This is a genomic window from Sphingobium sp. 22B (assembly GCF_001580035.1).
Taxonomy (GTDB): domain Bacteria; phylum Pseudomonadota; class Alphaproteobacteria; order Sphingomonadales; family Sphingomonadaceae; genus Sphingobium; species Sphingobium fuliginis.
On the sequence record NZ_LTAB01000003.1, the window covers coordinates 104,403 to 120,271 of the forward strand.

The window sequence follows — 15,869 nt, forward strand, 5'->3', positions numbered from 1 at the left end:
ATTCCTTTCCTTATCCTGTCGCCGCGGCGTAAATGCCGTCCATGATGTCGGCCACATGCGCCAGTTCTTCGCATTCCGGATCGAAGCGAGGGGAGCGCGCCAGCTTTTCGGCCCATTCCGCCGCCATTCGGCCGCCCCATGGATCGCCGGGCTCCGACAGCGTTTCCCGCGCCGTGCCGCGGAACAGCTCTGCCCGGAAGTCGTAGAAGGAGCCGCCGATGTTGCGGAATGCGGCTCCCGCCCTGTCGCCGTAAAAATCGGCGGCGATCACCGCATCCTGCCCGGCGTGGAGGTTCCAGGAGCAGGCGATCCGGACCATGCGCCCGTCCGCCAGATGCAGCGTCGCCATGCCCAGATCCTCGACCTGCCGGCCGCGATCCTCCAGCGGGCGTCCTTTCGCGAAGAGGGCGGCTTCGATCCGATCCACCTCGGGGAAGTCGAGCACCCAGAGCGCCAGGTCGATCAGATGCACGCCAAGGTCCATCATGCAGCCGCCGCCCGACAGTGCGGGATCGTGGAACCACGGCTTGTCCGGGCCATAGGCATTGTGGAAGATGAGGTCGACGGCATGGACATGGCCCAGTTGGCCGGCGCGGACATGCTCCCGCAGGGCGCGCATGCCTGCGGTGCCGCGATAGGACAGGTCGACGCCCAGCAGCCGGTCGGCCGCGCGGGCGGCGTCGATCACGGCCCGGACCTCCGCCCCGGTGCGGCCCAGCGGCTTCTGGCAGAAGACCGGGACGCCCCGCTCCAGCGCGCGGATCGACTGTTCTGCGTGGAGTGCGCTGGGAGTGGCGATGACCATGCCGTCGAGCGGCTGTTCCAGCAGCGCATCGAGCGAGTCCAGCCGCACCGCGTCGGGAGCGAGCAGGGCGGCCTCCGCGCCGTTGCCGGGCAGGGCGTCGGCAATGGCGGCCGCCTCGATCCCGCCGGTCGCCAGCATGGCCTCCATCCGGTTGCGGCCGATCCAGCCCACGCCCAGAAAGCCGATGCGCGGGCGGGTGAGGAGGGTCGGTGCAGGGGCGATAGCGGCATTCATGGGACGATGATCGCCTTTACGAAACCGTCCGGCTTGTCGCGCGTGGCGTCCAGCGCCTCGCCCAGCCGGTCGAGCGGATAGTGGTGGGTGATGAGCGGCGCGGGATCGATGCGGCCGGAAGCGACCGCCGCCACTGCTTCCCTCATTCCCTCTGCATAGGCCGCGGGATCGCGCTCATGGGCGTTGATGACGTCGATGCCGCGCCAGTTCCACAGCCACATGTTCACCTGGCGCGGCCCGTCCTGATGATAGCCCGCGACGATCAGCTTGCCGCGCTCGGCGGTGAGTTCGCCCGCCAGGTCGAGCGGCCATTGCTTGCCCACCGCCTCTATCGTCCGTTCGCAGAAGCGTCCTTGGGTGAGCGCGCCGACCCGGTCGATGATCGCCTGATGATCGTCCATCGCGATCGTCTCCGCCGCGCCATGATCGCGGGCGAGGGCGAGCGAGGAGGGGCGCCGCGAAATGGCGACGACGCGGGCTCCGGCCTCCGTCGCGAGCCGGGTGAGCAGCGCCCCCAGAAAGCCGATGCCGATGATCGCGATGGTCTGGCCGGGATGGATGTCGGCGCGGCGGAAGATGTTGAATGCGCACCCCAGCGGTTCGCCGGGGAAGGGCAGCCCGTCCAGTTCGGACGGCAGCCGCACGATGGCGCTTTCGTCCGCGAGGTCATGGTCGGCATAGCTGGCATAGGAAAGCGCCGCCACGCGGTCCCCCACCGTTACGGAGGTCACGTCCTCCCCGATGGCATCGACAATGCCCCAGCCCTCATGGCCGAGCGCACCCGGTTCCAGCGGGAAGCTTTGCCATTCCGGTCCCGCCCAGGGGGTGAGGTTGGAGGCGCAGACGCCGCATCCCTCCAGCCTTATGCGGACCTGACCGGGGCCGGGCCGCGGCATCGGAACCCGGTCGATCCGCACCGCGCCGGGGCCGGTGACAACCGCCGCGCGCATGGTCGCCGCCTTTTCGGCCGGTTCGCGCTCCGCCATCAGCAATTCGCTCATTCCGCCGCCAGCGCGATCGCGCCCTCCCCACGGATAAAGGCCTCCAGCGCTTCATGCGCCCGGTCATCCGTCATCTGCATCGGCGGATGCTTGCAGAAATAGGCGGCCGCCGGATGGATGGGGCCCCCCAGACCGCGATCCAGCGCGATCTTGGCGCAACGGATCATGTCGATGGCGACGCCCGCCGAATTGGGGCTGTCCTCCACCGACAGGCGCAGTTCGAGGTTCATCGGCACGCCGCCGAAGAGTTGGCCCTCCATGCGCAGGAAACAGACCTTGTTGTCATTCTGCCAGGCGACATAGTCGGATGGGCCGATATGGATATTCTCATCCTCCAGCCGGGTTTCCGCGACCGATTGCACGGCTTCGGTCTTCGAAATCTTCTTCGACTTCAGCCGCGAACGGTTCGACATATTGAGGAAATCGGTATTGCCGCCGGTGTTGAGCTGGTAGGTGCGGTCCAGCTTCACGCCCCGCTTGGCGAACAGGTCGGTGAGAACCCGATGGACGATGGTCGCGCCCAGTTGCGCCTTGATGTCGTCCCCGATGATCGGCACGCCTGCCCGCTCGAACCGGTCCGCCCATGCGGGGTCGCTGGCGATGAAGACCGGAATGTTGTTGACGAAGGCGACGCCCGCCTCCAGCGCGCATTGCGCGTAGAATTCCGTCGCCTGCTGCGATCCCACGGGCAGATAGTTGAGCAGCACGTCCACCTTCGCCTCGCGCAGCCGTTCGACCACCTGCGCGCGGTCGGGTTCGGCGGCGTCGGCAGGCAGGAAGGTGCGATCGTCGGGATGGTCCGCCATATGATCGGCGCAGCCGTCGAGCAGGCGGCCCATCTCCACCTTCACCCCGCTGGGGCGGACGTCGCCGCAGAAGGTCTGGGTGCAATTGGGCCGGGCGAAGATCGCTTCGGCAATGTCGCGGCCGACCTTTCGCCGGTCGATGTCCCAGGCCGCCGCCAGTCGGATGTCGCAGGGGCGATAGCCGCCCAGTTCCCAATGCATCAGGCCGCTATGGTCGTTGCTCTCGGCGCGATAGTGGGACAGGCCCTGCACCAGCGAACTGGCGCAATTGCCGACGCCGACGATGCCGATGTTGATAGGTTGCATGATGCGTCTCCGTCAGGCGGTGCGGGCGACCGGCAGGGCGGCCGATGCCGGCGCGTAGCGGTCGATCATCCAGGCGCAGAAATCCGCGAAGGCCTGCGGATCGTGGACCGCGCTGCTGTGATGGGGGGCGATGCCCAGATGTTCGGGCGTGAAGCAGAAGGTGACGGTGACGTCGAAATCGCTGAGCGCCTCCATCTGCCGGTCGAACCAGTCCACCGCATTGGGGCGGAAGCTGTCGGCCCAGCTCAGGCCGGTGCGCAACTGCCTGACGCCCAGCCGCTTCATCCAGTCGACGGCATCGTTCAGGCGCGGGTCCTCGAAATGAAACCATTGCATCAGCCCCATCTCGCCAGCGACCCTGGCATAGTCGTCCAGTGCGGGCTTGGGCGTGCCGTCGGCGCGGATCAGCCCCATGTAGAAATGGCGGTAATAGCTCGATCCTTCCGCTTCCCGATGGCGCGTGGTCGCGCCCCATTCCTGCGGCAGGTCGTAAAGGCTGTACCAATAGATGCGCGGCACCCGCCCGATCAGCAGTTCGGCGGTGCGGTTGAGGCCGAAGACCTGCACTTCCTCCGCGCCGAAGGAGCCGACGCCGACTTCCGTCACCCAGACCGGCTTGTCGGGCGCCACCGCCTCGATCTCCGCGATCCGGGCGGGCCAGTCATTGAGCGGCCAGAGGTTCCAGTCGAGCGGGAAGCCGTGCACCGCCACGACATCCACCGCGTCCAGCGCGCCATGGTCGCGCATCCGGTTCACCCAATGCGGATCGATGGGCGACATGCCGCCCAGCACGCGGGTCACGGCGGGATTGGCGTCGGCGATGGCGGCGCCCGCGCGGATCACCATGTCGGCATAGAGCGACCAGTCGGGGTCGACCTCCGGGTCCCAATGCGACTTGTTATTGGGTTCGTTCCAGATCATCGCGGCTTCGATCATGCGTCGGTTCCCTCCTCTGGCCCTTGGGCTGGATAGACGGCCGGCCTGCCCATCAGCTCCCCGAAGGGGATCGGCGCGGCGCGGCAGAGATAGACTTCCTCCTCCGGCTCGGCCTCTATGGTGAAGCCGGCGGCGCGCAGCAGCGCCTGCGCGCCGGCCTTGTTCGGGGCCCACCAGTTGGTCCAGTCATGCGCGAATTTCCGTTCGATGAAGTGCAGGCGCGGATAGGCCGGATTGTCGAAGAAGCCGGGCGGGCGGCTGGTGCCGGGGACGTGGAAGGGATGATCCTCCGGCACCAGCAGCACGTCGGACGAACCCTGCTGCATCGTCTGGAACAGCATCATGTCGCCCGCCACATGCTCGCGGATCAGGTCGAGCGCGAGCAGCGGGTGCCGCAGATGGTAGAGCACGCCCATGAAGATCACGAGGTCGAAGCGGCGACCGAGTTTTCCGACGTCATAGACGGACAGGTTGCGGAACTCGATGCCGTCATGGCCCAGCGCTTCGGCGGCGAAACGGGCCTGGGCCAGATACCGGTCGTCGGAATCGATGCCCAGGACTTCGGCTGCGCCCCGGCGTTTCATCTCGAGCGAATAGAAACCGGCGTTGCAGCCGATGTCGAGTACGGATTTTCCGGAAAGGTCTTCGGGAACGGCATCCGCAAAGCGCGCGAATTTGAAAGCCGGATAATCGCCCAGGAAATGATCCGGCGCGGTTTCCATGCCGCCGATGCGAAGATTGTGGAACCATGGGCCCAATTCTTCGATCTGGCGGCGCAATGCGTCGGTCTTGCGGTCTGCGGCGAGATTCACTGTCTTCATGCGGGTACCTCGTTCAATCGGGTCACGCTACCGCCGCCTGGTCCCAGCAGGATCGTGCTGATCGAACCGGGATCGACTTCGAACCTCAGCAGATTGTCGAGGCTGAGGCCGAGATAATGCGCGATCGTCCCGCGGATGATGTCGCAATGGGTGACGCAGAGGATGGTCGCGCCCGCCTTTTCCCGCGCGACTATTTCCAGATGCCGGACGGTTCGGGCGACCGCGCCGCCCATCGTCTCTCCGCCCGGCGTCGCGCTGGTGGAGCGGTTGCGGTTCCAATCGCGCCAGCGCGGATCTTCCTCCAGTTCCGGAAAGGACTGTCCATTCCAGGAACCGAAATCGACCTCGTCCAGATCGGGGACGATGGCGACCTCCAGCCCCAGGGACCGGGCAATGATGGAGGCGGTTTCCACCGTGCGCTGGCGCGGGCTGGCATGGACGGCGTCTATGTCGTGCAGGCCGCGCCATGCCGCGACCCCGGCTGCCTGCATGCGGCCCCGCGCAGTGAGGGGCGACGCGCCCGCCCGCCCGCTCAGCAGGCGGCCATATTCGCCATGCATCCCATGACGGATCAGGTGAAAGCAGGTGCGGGGCGGTTCGCGAGAGGAGGACAGCATCAACATAGATGCTGCTTAACAGGATTAAGAGAAGGAAAGTTCCATAGTCGTAATTCTCAAACAGGTAAATGGAAACATTATGAATAACATGTGTTTTTGCCGTATAACATGAGTTATTTTCATGAGTTTATATTGAGTAGAGATTCAAAGGTTTTCTGAAATATTTCCGGAACCTGACGGTAGAAGAAGATGTTCATGATCCCGTTGCCACGGTTGCGGGGAATATCACATCCTCGCGGCCAATCCTTGGCAAATCATCATCAATGAAGGGGAGCGGCCGTGGAAAAGATTCTTGTCACGGGTGGCGCCGGTTTTATTGGCCGGACGGTTTGCCGGGAGTTGCTGGAGCGCGGCCATGCCGTTCGCGTGCTGGACAGCATGATCGAGCAGGTTCATGGAGACATCGAGCGGCCGGCCGATCTCGATCCGGAGGTTGAGCTGATCCGCGCCGATGTGCGCAACGGCCATGCGGTGGATCGCGCCTTGCAAGGCGTCGACGCCGTCATCCACCTCGCCGCGGAAGTCGGCGTGGGCCAGTCCATGTATGAAGTGGAGCGCTATACCTCCGTCAACGACGTCGGCACCGCCGTCCTCTTCGAACGGCTGATCGACCGTCCGGTGCGGCGTGTGGTGACGGCCTCCTCGATGAGCATCTATGGCGAGGGGCTGTACCGCGACGAGGACGGCCGGATCGTCCAGGACGCGGAGCGCGGGTCGATCCGCGACAATCAGAAGGTCTGGGACCCGGTCGACCGGCAGGGCCGTCCGCTCACCCCCATCGCCACGCCGGAATGGAAGCAGCCCAATCTCGCCTCCATCTACGCGCTCAACAAATATGTGCAGGAACGCACGACCCATATCATGACCGCGCCCTATGGCATGGAGGGCGTCTGCCTGCGCCTGTTCAACGTCTATGGGCCGGGGCAGGCGCTGTCCAATCCCTATACCGGCGTGCTGGCGATCTTCGCGTCGCGCCTGCTGAACGGGCAGAAGCCGATGATCTTCGAGGATGGCGGGCAGCGGCGCGACTTCGTGCATGTCGGCGACGTGGCGCGCGCCTTTGCCGATGCGCTGGAACTGCCGCAGGCGGCGGGCGGCACCTTCAACATCGGCTCCGGGCAGGACCGCTCCGTCACGGAGGTGGCGCAATCGCTTGCGCTGGCGATGGGCCGGAACGATGGGGAACCGGAAATCGTCGGCAAGGCGCGCACCGGCGACATCCGCCATTGCTTCTGCGACACCGGCAAGGCGGAAGAGGTGCTGGGCTTCAGGGCGCGGCAGGACTTCCAGCAGGGCCTTGCCGTACTGGCCGAATGGGTGGCGCGGCAGACCGCCGACGACCGCGTCAATCAGGCGCGGGCGGAGCTGGAAGCGCGGGGGCTGGTCGCGTGAAGCGCGCCGACGGAAGGCCCGTGCTGGTCACGGGCGGCGCCGGTTTCATCGGCTGCAACATCGCCGACCGGCTGGCGGGGGAGGGCGAGCAGGTCGTCGTCTATGACTCGCTGGCCCGGCCCGGCGTCGAGCGCAACCTTGCCTGGCTGGAGCAGCGCCACGGCGCGGCGATCACGCCGGTCATCGCCGATGTGCGGGACGATGCGGCGGTGGACCGGGCGGTCGCCGGCGCAAAGGCGGTCTTCCACATGGCCGCGCAGGTCGCCGTCACCACCAGCTTCACCGATCCGCGCGCCGATTTCGAGGTGAACGCGCTCGGCACGCTCAACGTGCTGGAGGCTGCGCGCCGCCGCTCCACGCCGCCGCCGGTGATCTTCGCCTCCACCAACAAGGTCTATGGCGGGCTGGAGGACCTGGACTTCCCGTTGATCGACGGCGCCTATCAGCCGGCCTCGGAGCATCTGCGCGCCAGCGGCATCGACGAGAGCCGCCCGCTCGATTTCCATACGCCCTATGGCTGCTCCAAGGGGGCGGCGGACCAATATGTGCTGGACTATGCCCGCAGCTTCGATCTGCCCGCCGCAGTGCTGCGCATGAGCTGCATCTACGGCCAGCGGCAGATGGGGACGGAGGATCAGGGCTGGGTCGCGCATTTCCTGATCAGCGCCCTGGAAGGACAACCGATCACCCTTTATGGCGACGGCCATCAGGTGCGCGACATATTGGACGTGCAGGATGCGGTGGACGCCTATCTGGCGGTCTGGCGGCAGATCGGACGGGTGGGCGGCCGCGCCTTCAACCTGGGCGGCGGGCCGCACAATGCCGTCAGCCTGCGGCAGATCCTGGCCTTCATCGGCGTCCATCTGGGCAAGTCCATCGTGCCCGACTTCGCGCCCTGGCGGGCGGGCGACCAGCGCTATTTCGTCGCGGACACCGGCGCGGCGCGCACGGCGCTGAACCTGAAGGCGCGCAAGCCCTGGCGGCAGGGCGTCGCCGACCTGGCCCGCTGGCTGGCGGAGGAACGGGCGGAGCGCGCCGGGCCCAGGCTGATGACCGCGAGCGCGCTGTGAGGGGCGGCGGGCATCTGCTGCTGTCCGCCGACGCGGTGGGCGGCGTCTGGCAATATTCGACCGACCTCATCCGCGCGCTCCAGCCCCATGGCTATGAGGTGACGCTGGCCGTCATGGGGCCTGCGCTGAGCGAGGCCCAGCGGGCGGAGGCGGCGGCTATAGCCAATTGCCATCTGGTGGAAACCGGCCTCGAACTCGAATGGCTGGCGGCGGAAGCGGCGCCCATCGTGCAGGCCGAGGCGCGGCTGGCGGAAATGGCGGGCGACCTTCGCGCCGACGCAGTGCAACTGCATACGCCGGCGCTGGTCAGCGCCGGCCGTTATCCCTGCCCGGCGATCGCGCTGCTGCACAGTTGCGTCGCGACCTGGTGGGAAGCGGTGCGCGGCGGTCCCATGCCGGAGGATTTCAACTGGCGCACAGCGCTGGTCGCGGCCGGCCTTCGGCAGGTGAGCCGCATCATCGCGCCCAGCATGGCCTTTGCGCAGGCGGCGCGCCGCCACTATGGCGTGCTCCCCATGGCGGTCCATAATGGCCGGTCCTTTCCGGTGAAGCCGGAGGCGATGCAGGACCATGTGTTCACCGCCGGCCGCCTCTGGGACGAGGGCAAGAATGTCCGGGTGCTGGATGAGGCGGCCGCCCGCATCGCTGTGCCGTTCAGGGCCGCCGGGCCGCTTGAGGGGCCGCAGGGAGGAGCGATCGGTCTGCGTTCGCTGGTGCCGCTCGGCCCGCTCGACAGCATGGCGCTGGCCCGGCATCTGGCCAGCCGACCGGTCTTCGCCTCGGCGGCGCTCTATGAGCCCTTCGGCCTTGCGGTGCTGGAGGCGGCGCTGGCCGGTTGCGCGCTGGTGCTGTCCGATATTCCCACGTTCCGGGAGCTATGGGATGGCGCCGCCACCTTCGTCGATCCTCGCGACGCGCGGGGCTTCGCCTGGGCGATAGAGGCATTGCTGAGCGACGGCGCCGCTCGCGGGGAAATGGGCCAGCGCGCCCAAGCACGGGCGGGCGCCTACACCCCCGCCGCCACGGCCGCGCACATGGCCGCCCATTATCGCGCCGTTCAGCGGAAGGTCGCCGCATGAAGATCCTCTATTTCACCCATTCGCTGCTGTCCTGCTGGAACCATGGCAATGCCCATTTCCTGCGCGGCGTGCTGCGCGAACTCGTCGCCATGGGCCATGACGTGCTGGCGCTGGAGCCGGAGGGCAATTGGAGCCTCGCCAACCTCCTGTCCGACCATGGGGAGGAGGGGCTCGCCGCCTATCGTCAGGCCTATCCCGAACTCCGTGCCCAAGGCTATGGCATGAAGGACGATCTGGTGGCCCTGCTCGACGGCGCGGACCTCGTCATCGTCCATGAATGGAACGAGCCTTCGCTGGTCGGGGCGCTCGGCCTGATCCGGGCGGGGCGGAGCGATTTCACGCTGCTGTTCCACGACACCCATCATCGCGCCGTGTCCGATCCCGACGCGATCCGGGCGTTCGACCTGTCGGGCTATGACGGCGTGCTGGCGTTCGGCGAGGCCCTGTCGGAGGTCTATCGAAGCTGGGGCTGGGGCGAGCGCGTCTGGACCTGGCATGAAGCCGCCGACACAAGGCATTTCCGTCCCTTGCCCGGTGAGAAAAGCGGCCTCGTCTGGATCGGCAACTGGGGCGATGGGGAGCGTACCGCCGAGCTGGAGGATTACCTCTTCCGCCCGGCGAGGCAGGCGAAGCTCCCGCTCGACATCTATGGCGTGCGCTATCCTCAGGAGGCGCTGGCGACGCTGGAACGCTATGGCGTCGCCTATCATGGCTGGGCGCCCAATGCCGCCGCGCCGGCTATCTTCGCCCGCCACCTTGCCACCGTCCATGTGCCGCGCCGCTATTATACGCAGCTTCTGCCCGGCATTCCGACGATCCGGGTGTTCGAGGCGCTGGCCTGCGGCATTCCGTTGCTGTCCGCCCCTTGGGACGACAGCGAAGGGTTGTTCCGGCCCGGCGAGGATTTCCTCTTCGCCCGGACCGGCGACGAGATGAAGGGCCATATGCGCGCCATCAGCGAGGATGCGGACCTTCGCGCCAGCCTCGTCCGCAACGGATTGGAGACGATCCGCAGCCGCCATAGCTGCGCCCATCGCGCGCAGCAGCTGATGGACATCACGGCGTCGCTCGACGCGCAGCCGATCAGGAGCGTTGCATGAAGATCGCCTTTTACGGCTCCAGCCTGCTTTCCTCCTACTGGAACGGCGCGGCCACCTATTATCGCGGGATATTGGAGCAGCTTGCGCGGCATGGCCATCGCATCGCATTCTATGAACCGGATGCCTTCGACCGGCAGCAGCACCGTGACATCGACCCGCCAGACTGGGCGCGGGTGGTGGTCTATCCCGCCACGCCGGACGCGCTGAAGGGCGTGATGGACGAGGCCGCCGATGCCGATGTCGTCGTGAAGGCCAGCGGCGTCGGCGTGTTCGACGACGAACTGCTGGATGGCGTCATGCGCCGCGCCGGGCCCCATGCGCTGCGCATCTTCTGGGATGTGGACGCCGCCGCGACGCTGGACGAGATGCGCGCCGATCCGGATCATGCCGTGCGCCGCGCCTTGCCCGGACTCGACATGGTGCTGACCTATGGCGGCGGCGATCCGGTGGTGAACGCCTATCGCGGCTTCGGCGCGGTGGAGTGCGTTCCCGTCTACAATGCGCTCGATCCGCAGAGCCACCATCCCGTGCCGCCCGATCCGCGCTTCACCGCCGATCTCGCCTTCCTTGGCAACCGCCTGCCCGACCGGGAGGCGCGGGTGGAGGAATTCTTCCTGAAACCCGCCGCCCTGTCGCCCGGCCGCCAGTTCCTGATCGGCGGCAATGGCTGGGACAGCAAGGCGATGCCCGGCAATGTCCGCCATCGCGGTCATGTCTACACCGCCGAGCACAACGCCTTCAATTGCAGCCCGCTGGCCGTGCTGAACGTCGCCCGCGACAGCATGGCGCATATCGGCTTTTCCCCCGCGACCCGCGTGTTCGAAGCGGCGGGGGCAGGGGCCTGCCTGATCACCGATGCGTGGGAGGGGATAGAGATGTTCCTGACCCCGGACGAGGAGGTGCTGGTCGCCCGCGACGGGCAGGATGTGGCGGATCATCTGGCGGCGCTGACGCCGGGGCGGGCGCGGGCGATCGGGCAGGCGGCGCTTGCCCGTGTCCGGGCCGAACACAGCTATGAACTGCGCGGGCGCCAGGTCGACGAAATCCTGCGTGACCGGTCCGGGCGGCGCGCCGCCAGGCAGCATCAGATGGAGGGAGCATGAAACTCGTCGTCCTCGGCCTCAGCCTGTCTTCATCCTGGGGCAATGGTCATGCCACGACCTTCCGCGCCCTGCTCTCGGCCTTTGCCGGGCGCGGGCATGAGATACTCTTCCTGGAGCGGGACGTACCCTGGTATGCCAGCCAGCGCGACCTCATCGATCCCGCTTTCTGCCGGCTGGAATTCTACGACAGCGTGGAAGCGCTGGAAGATTGGCGGCATGAGATCGAGACGGCGGACGCGGTCATGGTCGGCTCCTATGTGCCCGACGGCATTGCGGTCGGCCATTATGTGCAGCGCATCGCGCGCGGGGTCACCGCCTTCTACGACATCGATACGCCCGTCACGCTGGCGGCGCTGCGCGAAGGGCGGTGCGACTATCTATCGGCGGAACTGATCGCGGGCTATGACTGCTATTGCTCCTTCACCGGCGGCCCGACGCTCGACCTGCTGGAGCGGCATTATCGTTCCCCCATGGCGCGGGCGCTCTATTGCTCGGTGGATGCGTCGGCCTATCGGCCGATGGACGTGCCGAAGAAATGGGATCTCTCCTATCTCGGCACTTACAGCCCGGATCGCCAGCCCACCTTGGAGAAGCTGCTGATCGAACCGGCGCGGCTGCTGCCCGACAGGCGTTTCGTCGTCGCCGGGCCGCAATATCCGGACGACATGGACTGGCCCGCCAATGTCGAGCGGATCGAGCATCTCGCCCCGCGCGACCACGCCGCCTTCTATTCCGCCTCGCGCTACACGCTGAACGTCACGCGCGCCGACATGATCGAGGCGGGCTGGTCCCCTTCCGTCCGGCTGTTCGAGGCGGCGGCCTGCGGCACGCCTATCATCTCCGACGTCTGGCCGGGGCTCAATGAACTGCTGGAGCCCAATCGCGAAATCATCTTCGCCTGGAATCCGGAGCAGGTGATCGTCGCCCTCCATGAGGATCGCGCCGATGTGGGCGAGGCCGCACGCCGCCGCATCCTGGACCGGCATATATCGGGCAGCCGCGCCGCCGAGCTGGAAAACTGGCTGCAAGAGGCCGCCCGGATGCGCACGCGGGACATGGCGGCGGCCGAATGAAGAACGACAGGACAGAAAAGGACGGAGGGTCGATGAACGGAAAGCGTGAAACAGCCCTGGTGGCCGGAGGAGCCGGCTTCATCGGGTCGCATCTGTGCCGGGCGCTGCTGGACCGGGGGCATGAGGTGATCTGCCTCGACAACCTCCAGACCTCGCGGGAGGTCAACCTGCGGATGCTGGAGGGGCATCGCGCCTTCACCTTCGTGCGCGGCGACATAGTGGACCCGCTCCCCGACGCCGTCACGCGGCGGCGTGACATCGGGCGGATCTACAATCTCGCCTGCGCCGCTTCTCCCCCGCAATATCAGGCCGATCCCGAACATACGATGCTGACCAGCGTGGTCGGAACCGATCGCCTGCTGCGGCTGGCGGAGCAGGTCGGCGCGCGCTTCCTGCTCACCTCCACCAGCGAGGTCTATGGCGATCCGGAGGCGCATCCCCAGCGCGAGGACTATCGTGGCTGGGTGAACTGCACCGGCCCCCGCGCCTGCTATGACGAGGGGAAGCGCGCGGCGGAGGCCATGGCCTTCGACTTCGCCCGGCTGGGCCGCGCCGATGTGCGGGTGGCGCGGATCTTCAACACCTATGGCCCGAACATGCATCCCGACGATGGCCGGGTGATCTCCAACCTCGTCTGCCAGGCGTTGTCGGGCGAGGCCATCACCATCTATGGCGACGGATCGCAGACGCGCAGCTTCTGCTTCGTGTCGGACATGGTGGACGGGCTGATCCGGTTGATGGAGGCGCCCTTGTCCGACATGGCGCCGGTCAACCTGGGGAATCCTGAGGAATATACCATCCTGCAACTGCTGGATCAGGTCGTGGCCGCAACCGGCACGCGGTCCCAGGTCGTGTTCCAGCCGCTGCCGGTCGACGATCCGCGCCGGCGCAGGCCGGACATCCGCAGGGCGCGCCAGTTGCTTGGCTGGGAACCGCGTGTCCCCTTGAGCGAGGGGCTGGCGATCACCTGCGCCTTTTTCGAGAAGGAGCTTTACGATCGCATGCCGGGCTTTGCATGCAGTCCTGCGTTGAGCGGCGCCTCCTTCGTGGGGGGCGCGGGCATCGCGGCCGAATGAATCCGGGCGTCAGGCGCTGCCCTGGCGGCGCCTGGCGAGCGAGGCGACGATCTCCCGGGGCGCGACCGGCTTTTGCAGCCGCAATGTATCGCCGAGATCGGGCGGTATGATCTCCTCGTCATAGCCGGTCAGGAACAGGAACGGCACGCCCCGTTCCTTCAGCAACCGGGCAAGGTCGAAGGAGGGACCGTTTCCCAGGTTGATGTCCAGCACGGCGGCGGTGGGGCGTTCCTGGCGGATCGCCGCTATCGCCTTCTCCTCGGTCGGGAAAGGCCCCATGATCCCGGCTCCCGCGCCTCGCAGCGCTTCCGCCGTATCGAAGGCGAGATAATAGTCGTCCTCGACGATCAACACCGTCTGTGCCGCAAGGTCGGTCTGGCCCATCATGCCGGGACTCAGCCTCCGTTCGCTTCGGCCGGGCTGGCCATGTGCGATCCGTCGGCGCCCGTTTCGGCAGTGCTGAAGAAGCCGCCCGCCAGAAGGATGGCGAAGGCGATCACGACCAGTAAGAGGCTGATGCCCAGAACATAGCGGGTGACATGGGTGGAAGCGCCGCTTCGCGCCTCCTGCCGTGAGACATGGGTGACGATGCGGCCGTCTTCCTCTTCCTTGTGCATCGAAAACTCTCCTTTCGTTGAGGAGAGAACAGGCGCGCCGACGGGCTGGTTCCCGGAAAGGCGCGGCCCTGGTCGATCTTTTATCCGGTTGCAACAAGGGTCTGGCCGCCACGCCCGCCATCAGCGGCTGTGGCGGAGGAACTCCGCTATGGCGCTCACATTATGGCCGACCTGCTCGACCGCCTGCTCCAGCCGCGCACGCGATGTGCTGAAACGCTGCTGCCAGTAGCGCGCATCGCTTTCCCGATCCAGCGAGACATGCTTCAGGTCCGGCGGAGCGGCAGGGGCGGCGAGGCTATGGACGTCCGTCATCGGCCTGCGTTCAGAAGGTCGAGATGATGTTTCACCACAGGCACGATCTTCGCCGCCGCGTCCTTGAGCGACCGGTCGGAACCATGGGCGGCATAATCCTGATGCAGTTGCAGCGCCTGGCTGTGAGCGGCCTTCTGCTGCTGCCAGTAGAGGGTGTCGCGGGTAGCGCCCTTCGCCTGCTTCAGCGCCCTGACCTTCGCCTGCTGATCGGGCGTCAGACTGGGCGGCGGCGCCTTGACGCCCGATGCCGCAGCCGCGCTTTTCAGCATGGCGGTGCTCTTGCCGTGATCCCCCACCATCATGGTGGCGAAGCTCTTGACCCTGGCATCCCTGGTCGTTTCCAGCACGATCTTGCTGGATGTCTGTTCGTACAGGTCGCCCGCGCCCGCTTTCCCCAGATAGGCGGTGGGCGATTCCGCCGCGGCGGCGGGCATCGCCACGGCGATCAGCGGCATCAGCAAGAGCATTTTGGACATGGTCGTTCCTCCTGCAAAGCCAGCGGTTTTCGGGGTTAGGAGGTTCCACGGCCCCACGCCCGCGCGATAACCTGCATTAGGGTGTGTGGGGATTCAGCCCATGGCGGGCTGCAAATGGCGGCTTTCTGCGCTTCCAGTGCTCACGTACTTTGAGTACGCTGCGCGCTGGTTCTCGAAAGCCACCATTTTCGCTCCACCCTGAACTGAATCCCCACACACCCTAGACAAACGGCAATTTTCCGGAGGCCGCCGGAGGGCGTGCCGCGTTCATCGGCTCTTTTTCTCGCTCCCTCCCAATTATTTGCTGCGAGGAAACATAGGTGAATCCAGCATGAACCAGAAGCGCTATGGTGGGGGCAGGTTCAATCGATATTGGTCCAGGGGGGCTTAACAGGGAGTAGTCCATGTTAAGCCAGGTTGCCGAAGGCGAAAACCAGGTTCATTTCCGAATGCATCAGTTTCTGGCCCGGGAAAATGAAAAACCCGACGCCATGCTTTATGTTCAGGAAGGGTGGGCGTGCCGATACCGGCTGCTGTCGGATGGCCGCCGCCAGATCACGGCGCTCTATCTGCCGGGCGATTATTGCGATCCGCAATGGGCGCTGGGCGGGGTGGCGTCCCAGCCTGTGGTGGCGATCACCAACGTCAGGGCGCTCCGGCTGCCCTGTCGCATACCGTCGCACGCCGGTTTCGACGGGCATAACGGCTTCTGGCAGGCGCTGTCCGGCATGATCGAACGGCAGGCCAACTGGCTTGTCACCCTGGGCCGCAAGACGGCGCTCGAACGGGTGGCGCATCTGCTGCTGGAATTGTTCGAACGCATGCGGCAGGCGGGCCTTGCCTATGGCCAGCAATGCGCCATGCCGCTGACGCAGATGGAGATCGCGGACATGACCGGGCTGACCCCGGTCCATGTGAATCGCACGCTGCAGTCCATGCGCGCGCGCGGTCTGGTCGAACTGCAATCCAAATGGCTGCGGATACCGGAGCTTCAGGCCCTGCGCGAAGTGGCCGCCCTGACCGGCCAGGACATGGCGGCCTGATC

General features: G+C 66.4%; 18 protein-coding genes. 8 read left to right on the forward strand and 10 right to left on the reverse strand.

Features of this window, described 5'->3' with window-relative positions:
• Positions 1-10 precede the first annotated feature (10 nt).
• The 6 genes from A0J57_RS04985 to A0J57_RS05010 are packed head-to-tail and all read right to left on the reverse strand — an operon-like array spanning position 11 to position 5,532.
• Positions 11-1,039: a Gfo/Idh/MocA family protein gene (locus A0J57_RS04985; protein ID WP_061938357.1), complete on the reverse strand. Its 1,029-nt coding sequence runs from the start codon at positions 1,037-1,039 to the stop codon at positions 11-13.
• On the reverse strand, positions 1,036-2,040 hold the full coding sequence (locus A0J57_RS04990) for a zinc-binding dehydrogenase (RefSeq protein WP_082718734.1): 1,005 nt from the start codon (positions 2,038-2,040) through the stop codon (positions 1,036-1,038). The genes A0J57_RS04985 and A0J57_RS04990 overlap by 4 nt, the downstream gene beginning before the upstream one ends.
• Positions 2,037-3,152 (reverse strand): inositol-3-phosphate synthase, encoded by a 1,116-nt coding sequence (locus A0J57_RS04995; protein ID WP_061938361.1) that lies wholly within the window; start codon positions 3,150-3,152, stop codon positions 2,037-2,039. Before A0J57_RS04995 ends, A0J57_RS04990 begins: the two co-directional genes overlap by 4 nt.
• 12 nt (positions 3,153-3,164) lie before the next feature.
• Positions 3,165-4,088, reverse strand: coding sequence for a glycosyl hydrolase (locus tag A0J57_RS05000; RefSeq protein WP_061938364.1), 924 nt, complete (start codon positions 4,086-4,088; stop codon positions 3,165-3,167).
• The gene (locus A0J57_RS05005) at positions 4,085-4,909 is read right to left on the reverse strand and encodes a TIGR04290 family methyltransferase (RefSeq protein WP_025551715.1); all 825 of its coding nucleotides are present in this window, start codon (positions 4,907-4,909) and stop codon (positions 4,085-4,087) included. The genes A0J57_RS05000 and A0J57_RS05005 overlap by 4 nt, the downstream gene beginning before the upstream one ends.
• The gene (locus tag A0J57_RS05010; RefSeq protein WP_061938367.1) at positions 4,906-5,532 is read right to left on the reverse strand and encodes a histidine phosphatase family protein; all 627 of its coding nucleotides are present in this window, start codon (positions 5,530-5,532) and stop codon (positions 4,906-4,908) included. The genes A0J57_RS05005 and A0J57_RS05010 overlap by 4 nt, the downstream gene beginning before the upstream one ends.
• A gap of 273 nt (positions 5,533-5,805) precedes the next feature.
• Between A0J57_RS05010 and A0J57_RS05015 the strand changes: the two genes are divergently transcribed.
• From A0J57_RS05015 to A0J57_RS05045, 7 genes are read left to right on the forward strand one after another with little or no spacing between them, the layout of a single operon-like run.
• Positions 5,806-6,918, forward strand: coding sequence for an NAD(P)-dependent oxidoreductase (locus tag A0J57_RS05015; protein ID WP_025551718.1), 1,113 nt, complete (start codon positions 5,806-5,808; stop codon positions 6,916-6,918).
• Positions 6,915-7,988, forward strand: a complete 1,074-nt coding sequence (locus A0J57_RS05020) for an SDR family NAD(P)-dependent oxidoreductase (protein ID WP_061938370.1) — start codon at positions 6,915-6,917, stop codon at positions 7,986-7,988. The genes A0J57_RS05015 and A0J57_RS05020 overlap by 4 nt, the downstream gene beginning before the upstream one ends.
• Positions 7,985-9,067: a glycosyltransferase family 4 protein gene (locus A0J57_RS05025; protein WP_061938373.1), complete on the forward strand. Its 1,083-nt coding sequence runs from the start codon at positions 7,985-7,987 to the stop codon at positions 9,065-9,067. The genes A0J57_RS05020 and A0J57_RS05025 overlap by 4 nt, the downstream gene beginning before the upstream one ends.
• The gene (locus A0J57_RS05030) at positions 9,064-10,167 is read left to right on the forward strand and encodes a glycosyltransferase (RefSeq protein WP_061938376.1); all 1,104 of its coding nucleotides are present in this window, start codon (positions 9,064-9,066) and stop codon (positions 10,165-10,167) included. The genes A0J57_RS05025 and A0J57_RS05030 overlap by 4 nt, the downstream gene beginning before the upstream one ends.
• The gene (locus A0J57_RS05035) at positions 10,164-11,270 is read left to right on the forward strand and encodes a glycosyltransferase (protein ID WP_061938379.1); all 1,107 of its coding nucleotides are present in this window, start codon (positions 10,164-10,166) and stop codon (positions 11,268-11,270) included. The genes A0J57_RS05030 and A0J57_RS05035 overlap by 4 nt, the downstream gene beginning before the upstream one ends.
• Positions 11,267-12,343: a glycosyltransferase gene (locus A0J57_RS05040; RefSeq protein ID WP_061938382.1), complete on the forward strand. Its 1,077-nt coding sequence runs from the start codon at positions 11,267-11,269 to the stop codon at positions 12,341-12,343. The genes A0J57_RS05035 and A0J57_RS05040 overlap by 4 nt, the downstream gene beginning before the upstream one ends.
• 32 nt (positions 12,344-12,375) lie before the next feature.
• Positions 12,376-13,419, forward strand: coding sequence for an NAD-dependent epimerase/dehydratase family protein (locus A0J57_RS05045; protein WP_235600791.1), 1,044 nt, complete (start codon positions 12,376-12,378; stop codon positions 13,417-13,419).
• Positions 13,420-13,428: 9 nt separating this feature from the next.
• On the opposite strand, the gene A0J57_RS05050 is transcribed toward A0J57_RS05045, so the two are convergent.
• The 4 genes from A0J57_RS05050 to A0J57_RS05065 form a co-directional block, all read right to left on the reverse strand.
• On the reverse strand, positions 13,429-13,806 hold the full coding sequence (locus tag A0J57_RS05050; RefSeq protein ID WP_235600793.1) for a response regulator: 378 nt from the start codon (positions 13,804-13,806) through the stop codon (positions 13,429-13,431).
• Between the two features lie 8 nt (positions 13,807-13,814).
• The gene (locus A0J57_RS05055) at positions 13,815-14,036 is read right to left on the reverse strand and encodes a hypothetical protein (protein ID WP_025551728.1); all 222 of its coding nucleotides are present in this window, start codon (positions 14,034-14,036) and stop codon (positions 13,815-13,817) included.
• Between the two features lie 120 nt (positions 14,037-14,156).
• A complete protein-coding gene (locus A0J57_RS05060; protein WP_061938388.1) occupies positions 14,157-14,348 on the reverse strand; it encodes a DUF3606 domain-containing protein in 192 nt (63 codons plus the stop codon).
• The gene (locus A0J57_RS05065; protein ID WP_235600794.1) at positions 14,345-14,824 is read right to left on the reverse strand and encodes a DUF4142 domain-containing protein; all 480 of its coding nucleotides are present in this window, start codon (positions 14,822-14,824) and stop codon (positions 14,345-14,347) included. Before A0J57_RS05065 ends, A0J57_RS05060 begins: the two co-directional genes overlap by 4 nt.
• Positions 14,825-15,228: 404 nt before the next feature.
• Here A0J57_RS05065 and A0J57_RS05070 point away from each other — a divergent pair, with 404 nt between their 5' ends.
• Positions 15,229-15,867, forward strand: coding sequence for a Crp/Fnr family transcriptional regulator (locus A0J57_RS05070; protein ID WP_025547767.1), 639 nt, complete (start codon positions 15,229-15,231; stop codon positions 15,865-15,867).
• Positions 15,868-15,869: the final 2 nt, after the last annotated feature.

Excerpts from the sequence above, each read along its gene's own strand:
- A0J57_RS04985 (WP_061938357.1), bottom strand. The coding sequence starts at position 1,039 with ATGAATGCCGCTATCGCCCCTGCACCGACCCTCCTCACCCGCCCGCGC.
- A0J57_RS04990 (WP_082718734.1), bottom strand. The coding sequence starts at position 2,040 with ATGAGCGAATTGCTGATGGCGGAGCGCGAACCGGCCGAAAAGGCGGCG.
- A0J57_RS04995 (WP_061938361.1), bottom strand. The coding sequence starts at position 3,152 with ATGCAACCTATCAACATCGGCATCGTCGGCGTCGGCAATTGCGCCAGT.
- A0J57_RS05000 (WP_061938364.1), bottom strand. The coding sequence starts at position 4,088 with ATGATCGAAGCCGCGATGATCTGGAACGAACCCAATAACAAGTCGCAT.
- A0J57_RS05005 (WP_025551715.1), bottom strand. The coding sequence starts at position 4,909 with ATGAAGACAGTGAATCTCGCCGCAGACCGCAAGACCGACGCATTGCGC.
- A0J57_RS05010 (WP_061938367.1), bottom strand. The coding sequence starts at position 5,532 with ATGTTGATGCTGTCCTCCTCTCGCGAACCGCCCCGCACCTGCTTTCAC.
- A0J57_RS05030 (WP_061938376.1), top strand. The coding sequence starts at position 9,064 with ATGAAGATCCTCTATTTCACCCATTCGCTGCTGTCCTGCTGGAACCAT.
- A0J57_RS05035 (WP_061938379.1), top strand. The coding sequence starts at position 10,164 with ATGAAGATCGCCTTTTACGGCTCCAGCCTGCTTTCCTCCTACTGGAAC.
- A0J57_RS05040 (WP_061938382.1), top strand. The coding sequence starts at position 11,267 with ATGAAACTCGTCGTCCTCGGCCTCAGCCTGTCTTCATCCTGGGGCAAT.
- A0J57_RS05045 (WP_235600791.1), top strand. The coding sequence starts at position 12,376 with ATGAACGGAAAGCGTGAAACAGCCCTGGTGGCCGGAGGAGCCGGCTTC.
- A0J57_RS05050 (WP_235600793.1), bottom strand. The coding sequence starts at position 13,806 with ATGATGGGCCAGACCGACCTTGCGGCACAGACGGTGTTGATCGTCGAG.
- A0J57_RS05055 (WP_025551728.1), bottom strand. The coding sequence starts at position 14,036 with ATGCACAAGGAAGAGGAAGACGGCCGCATCGTCACCCATGTCTCACGG.
- A0J57_RS05060 (WP_061938388.1), bottom strand. The coding sequence starts at position 14,348 with ATGACGGACGTCCATAGCCTCGCCGCCCCTGCCGCTCCGCCGGACCTG.
- A0J57_RS05065 (WP_235600794.1), bottom strand. The coding sequence starts at position 14,824 with ATGTCCAAAATGCTCTTGCTGATGCCGCTGATCGCCGTGGCGATGCCC.
- A0J57_RS05070 (WP_025547767.1), top strand. The coding sequence starts at position 15,229 with ATGTTAAGCCAGGTTGCCGAAGGCGAAAACCAGGTTCATTTCCGAATG.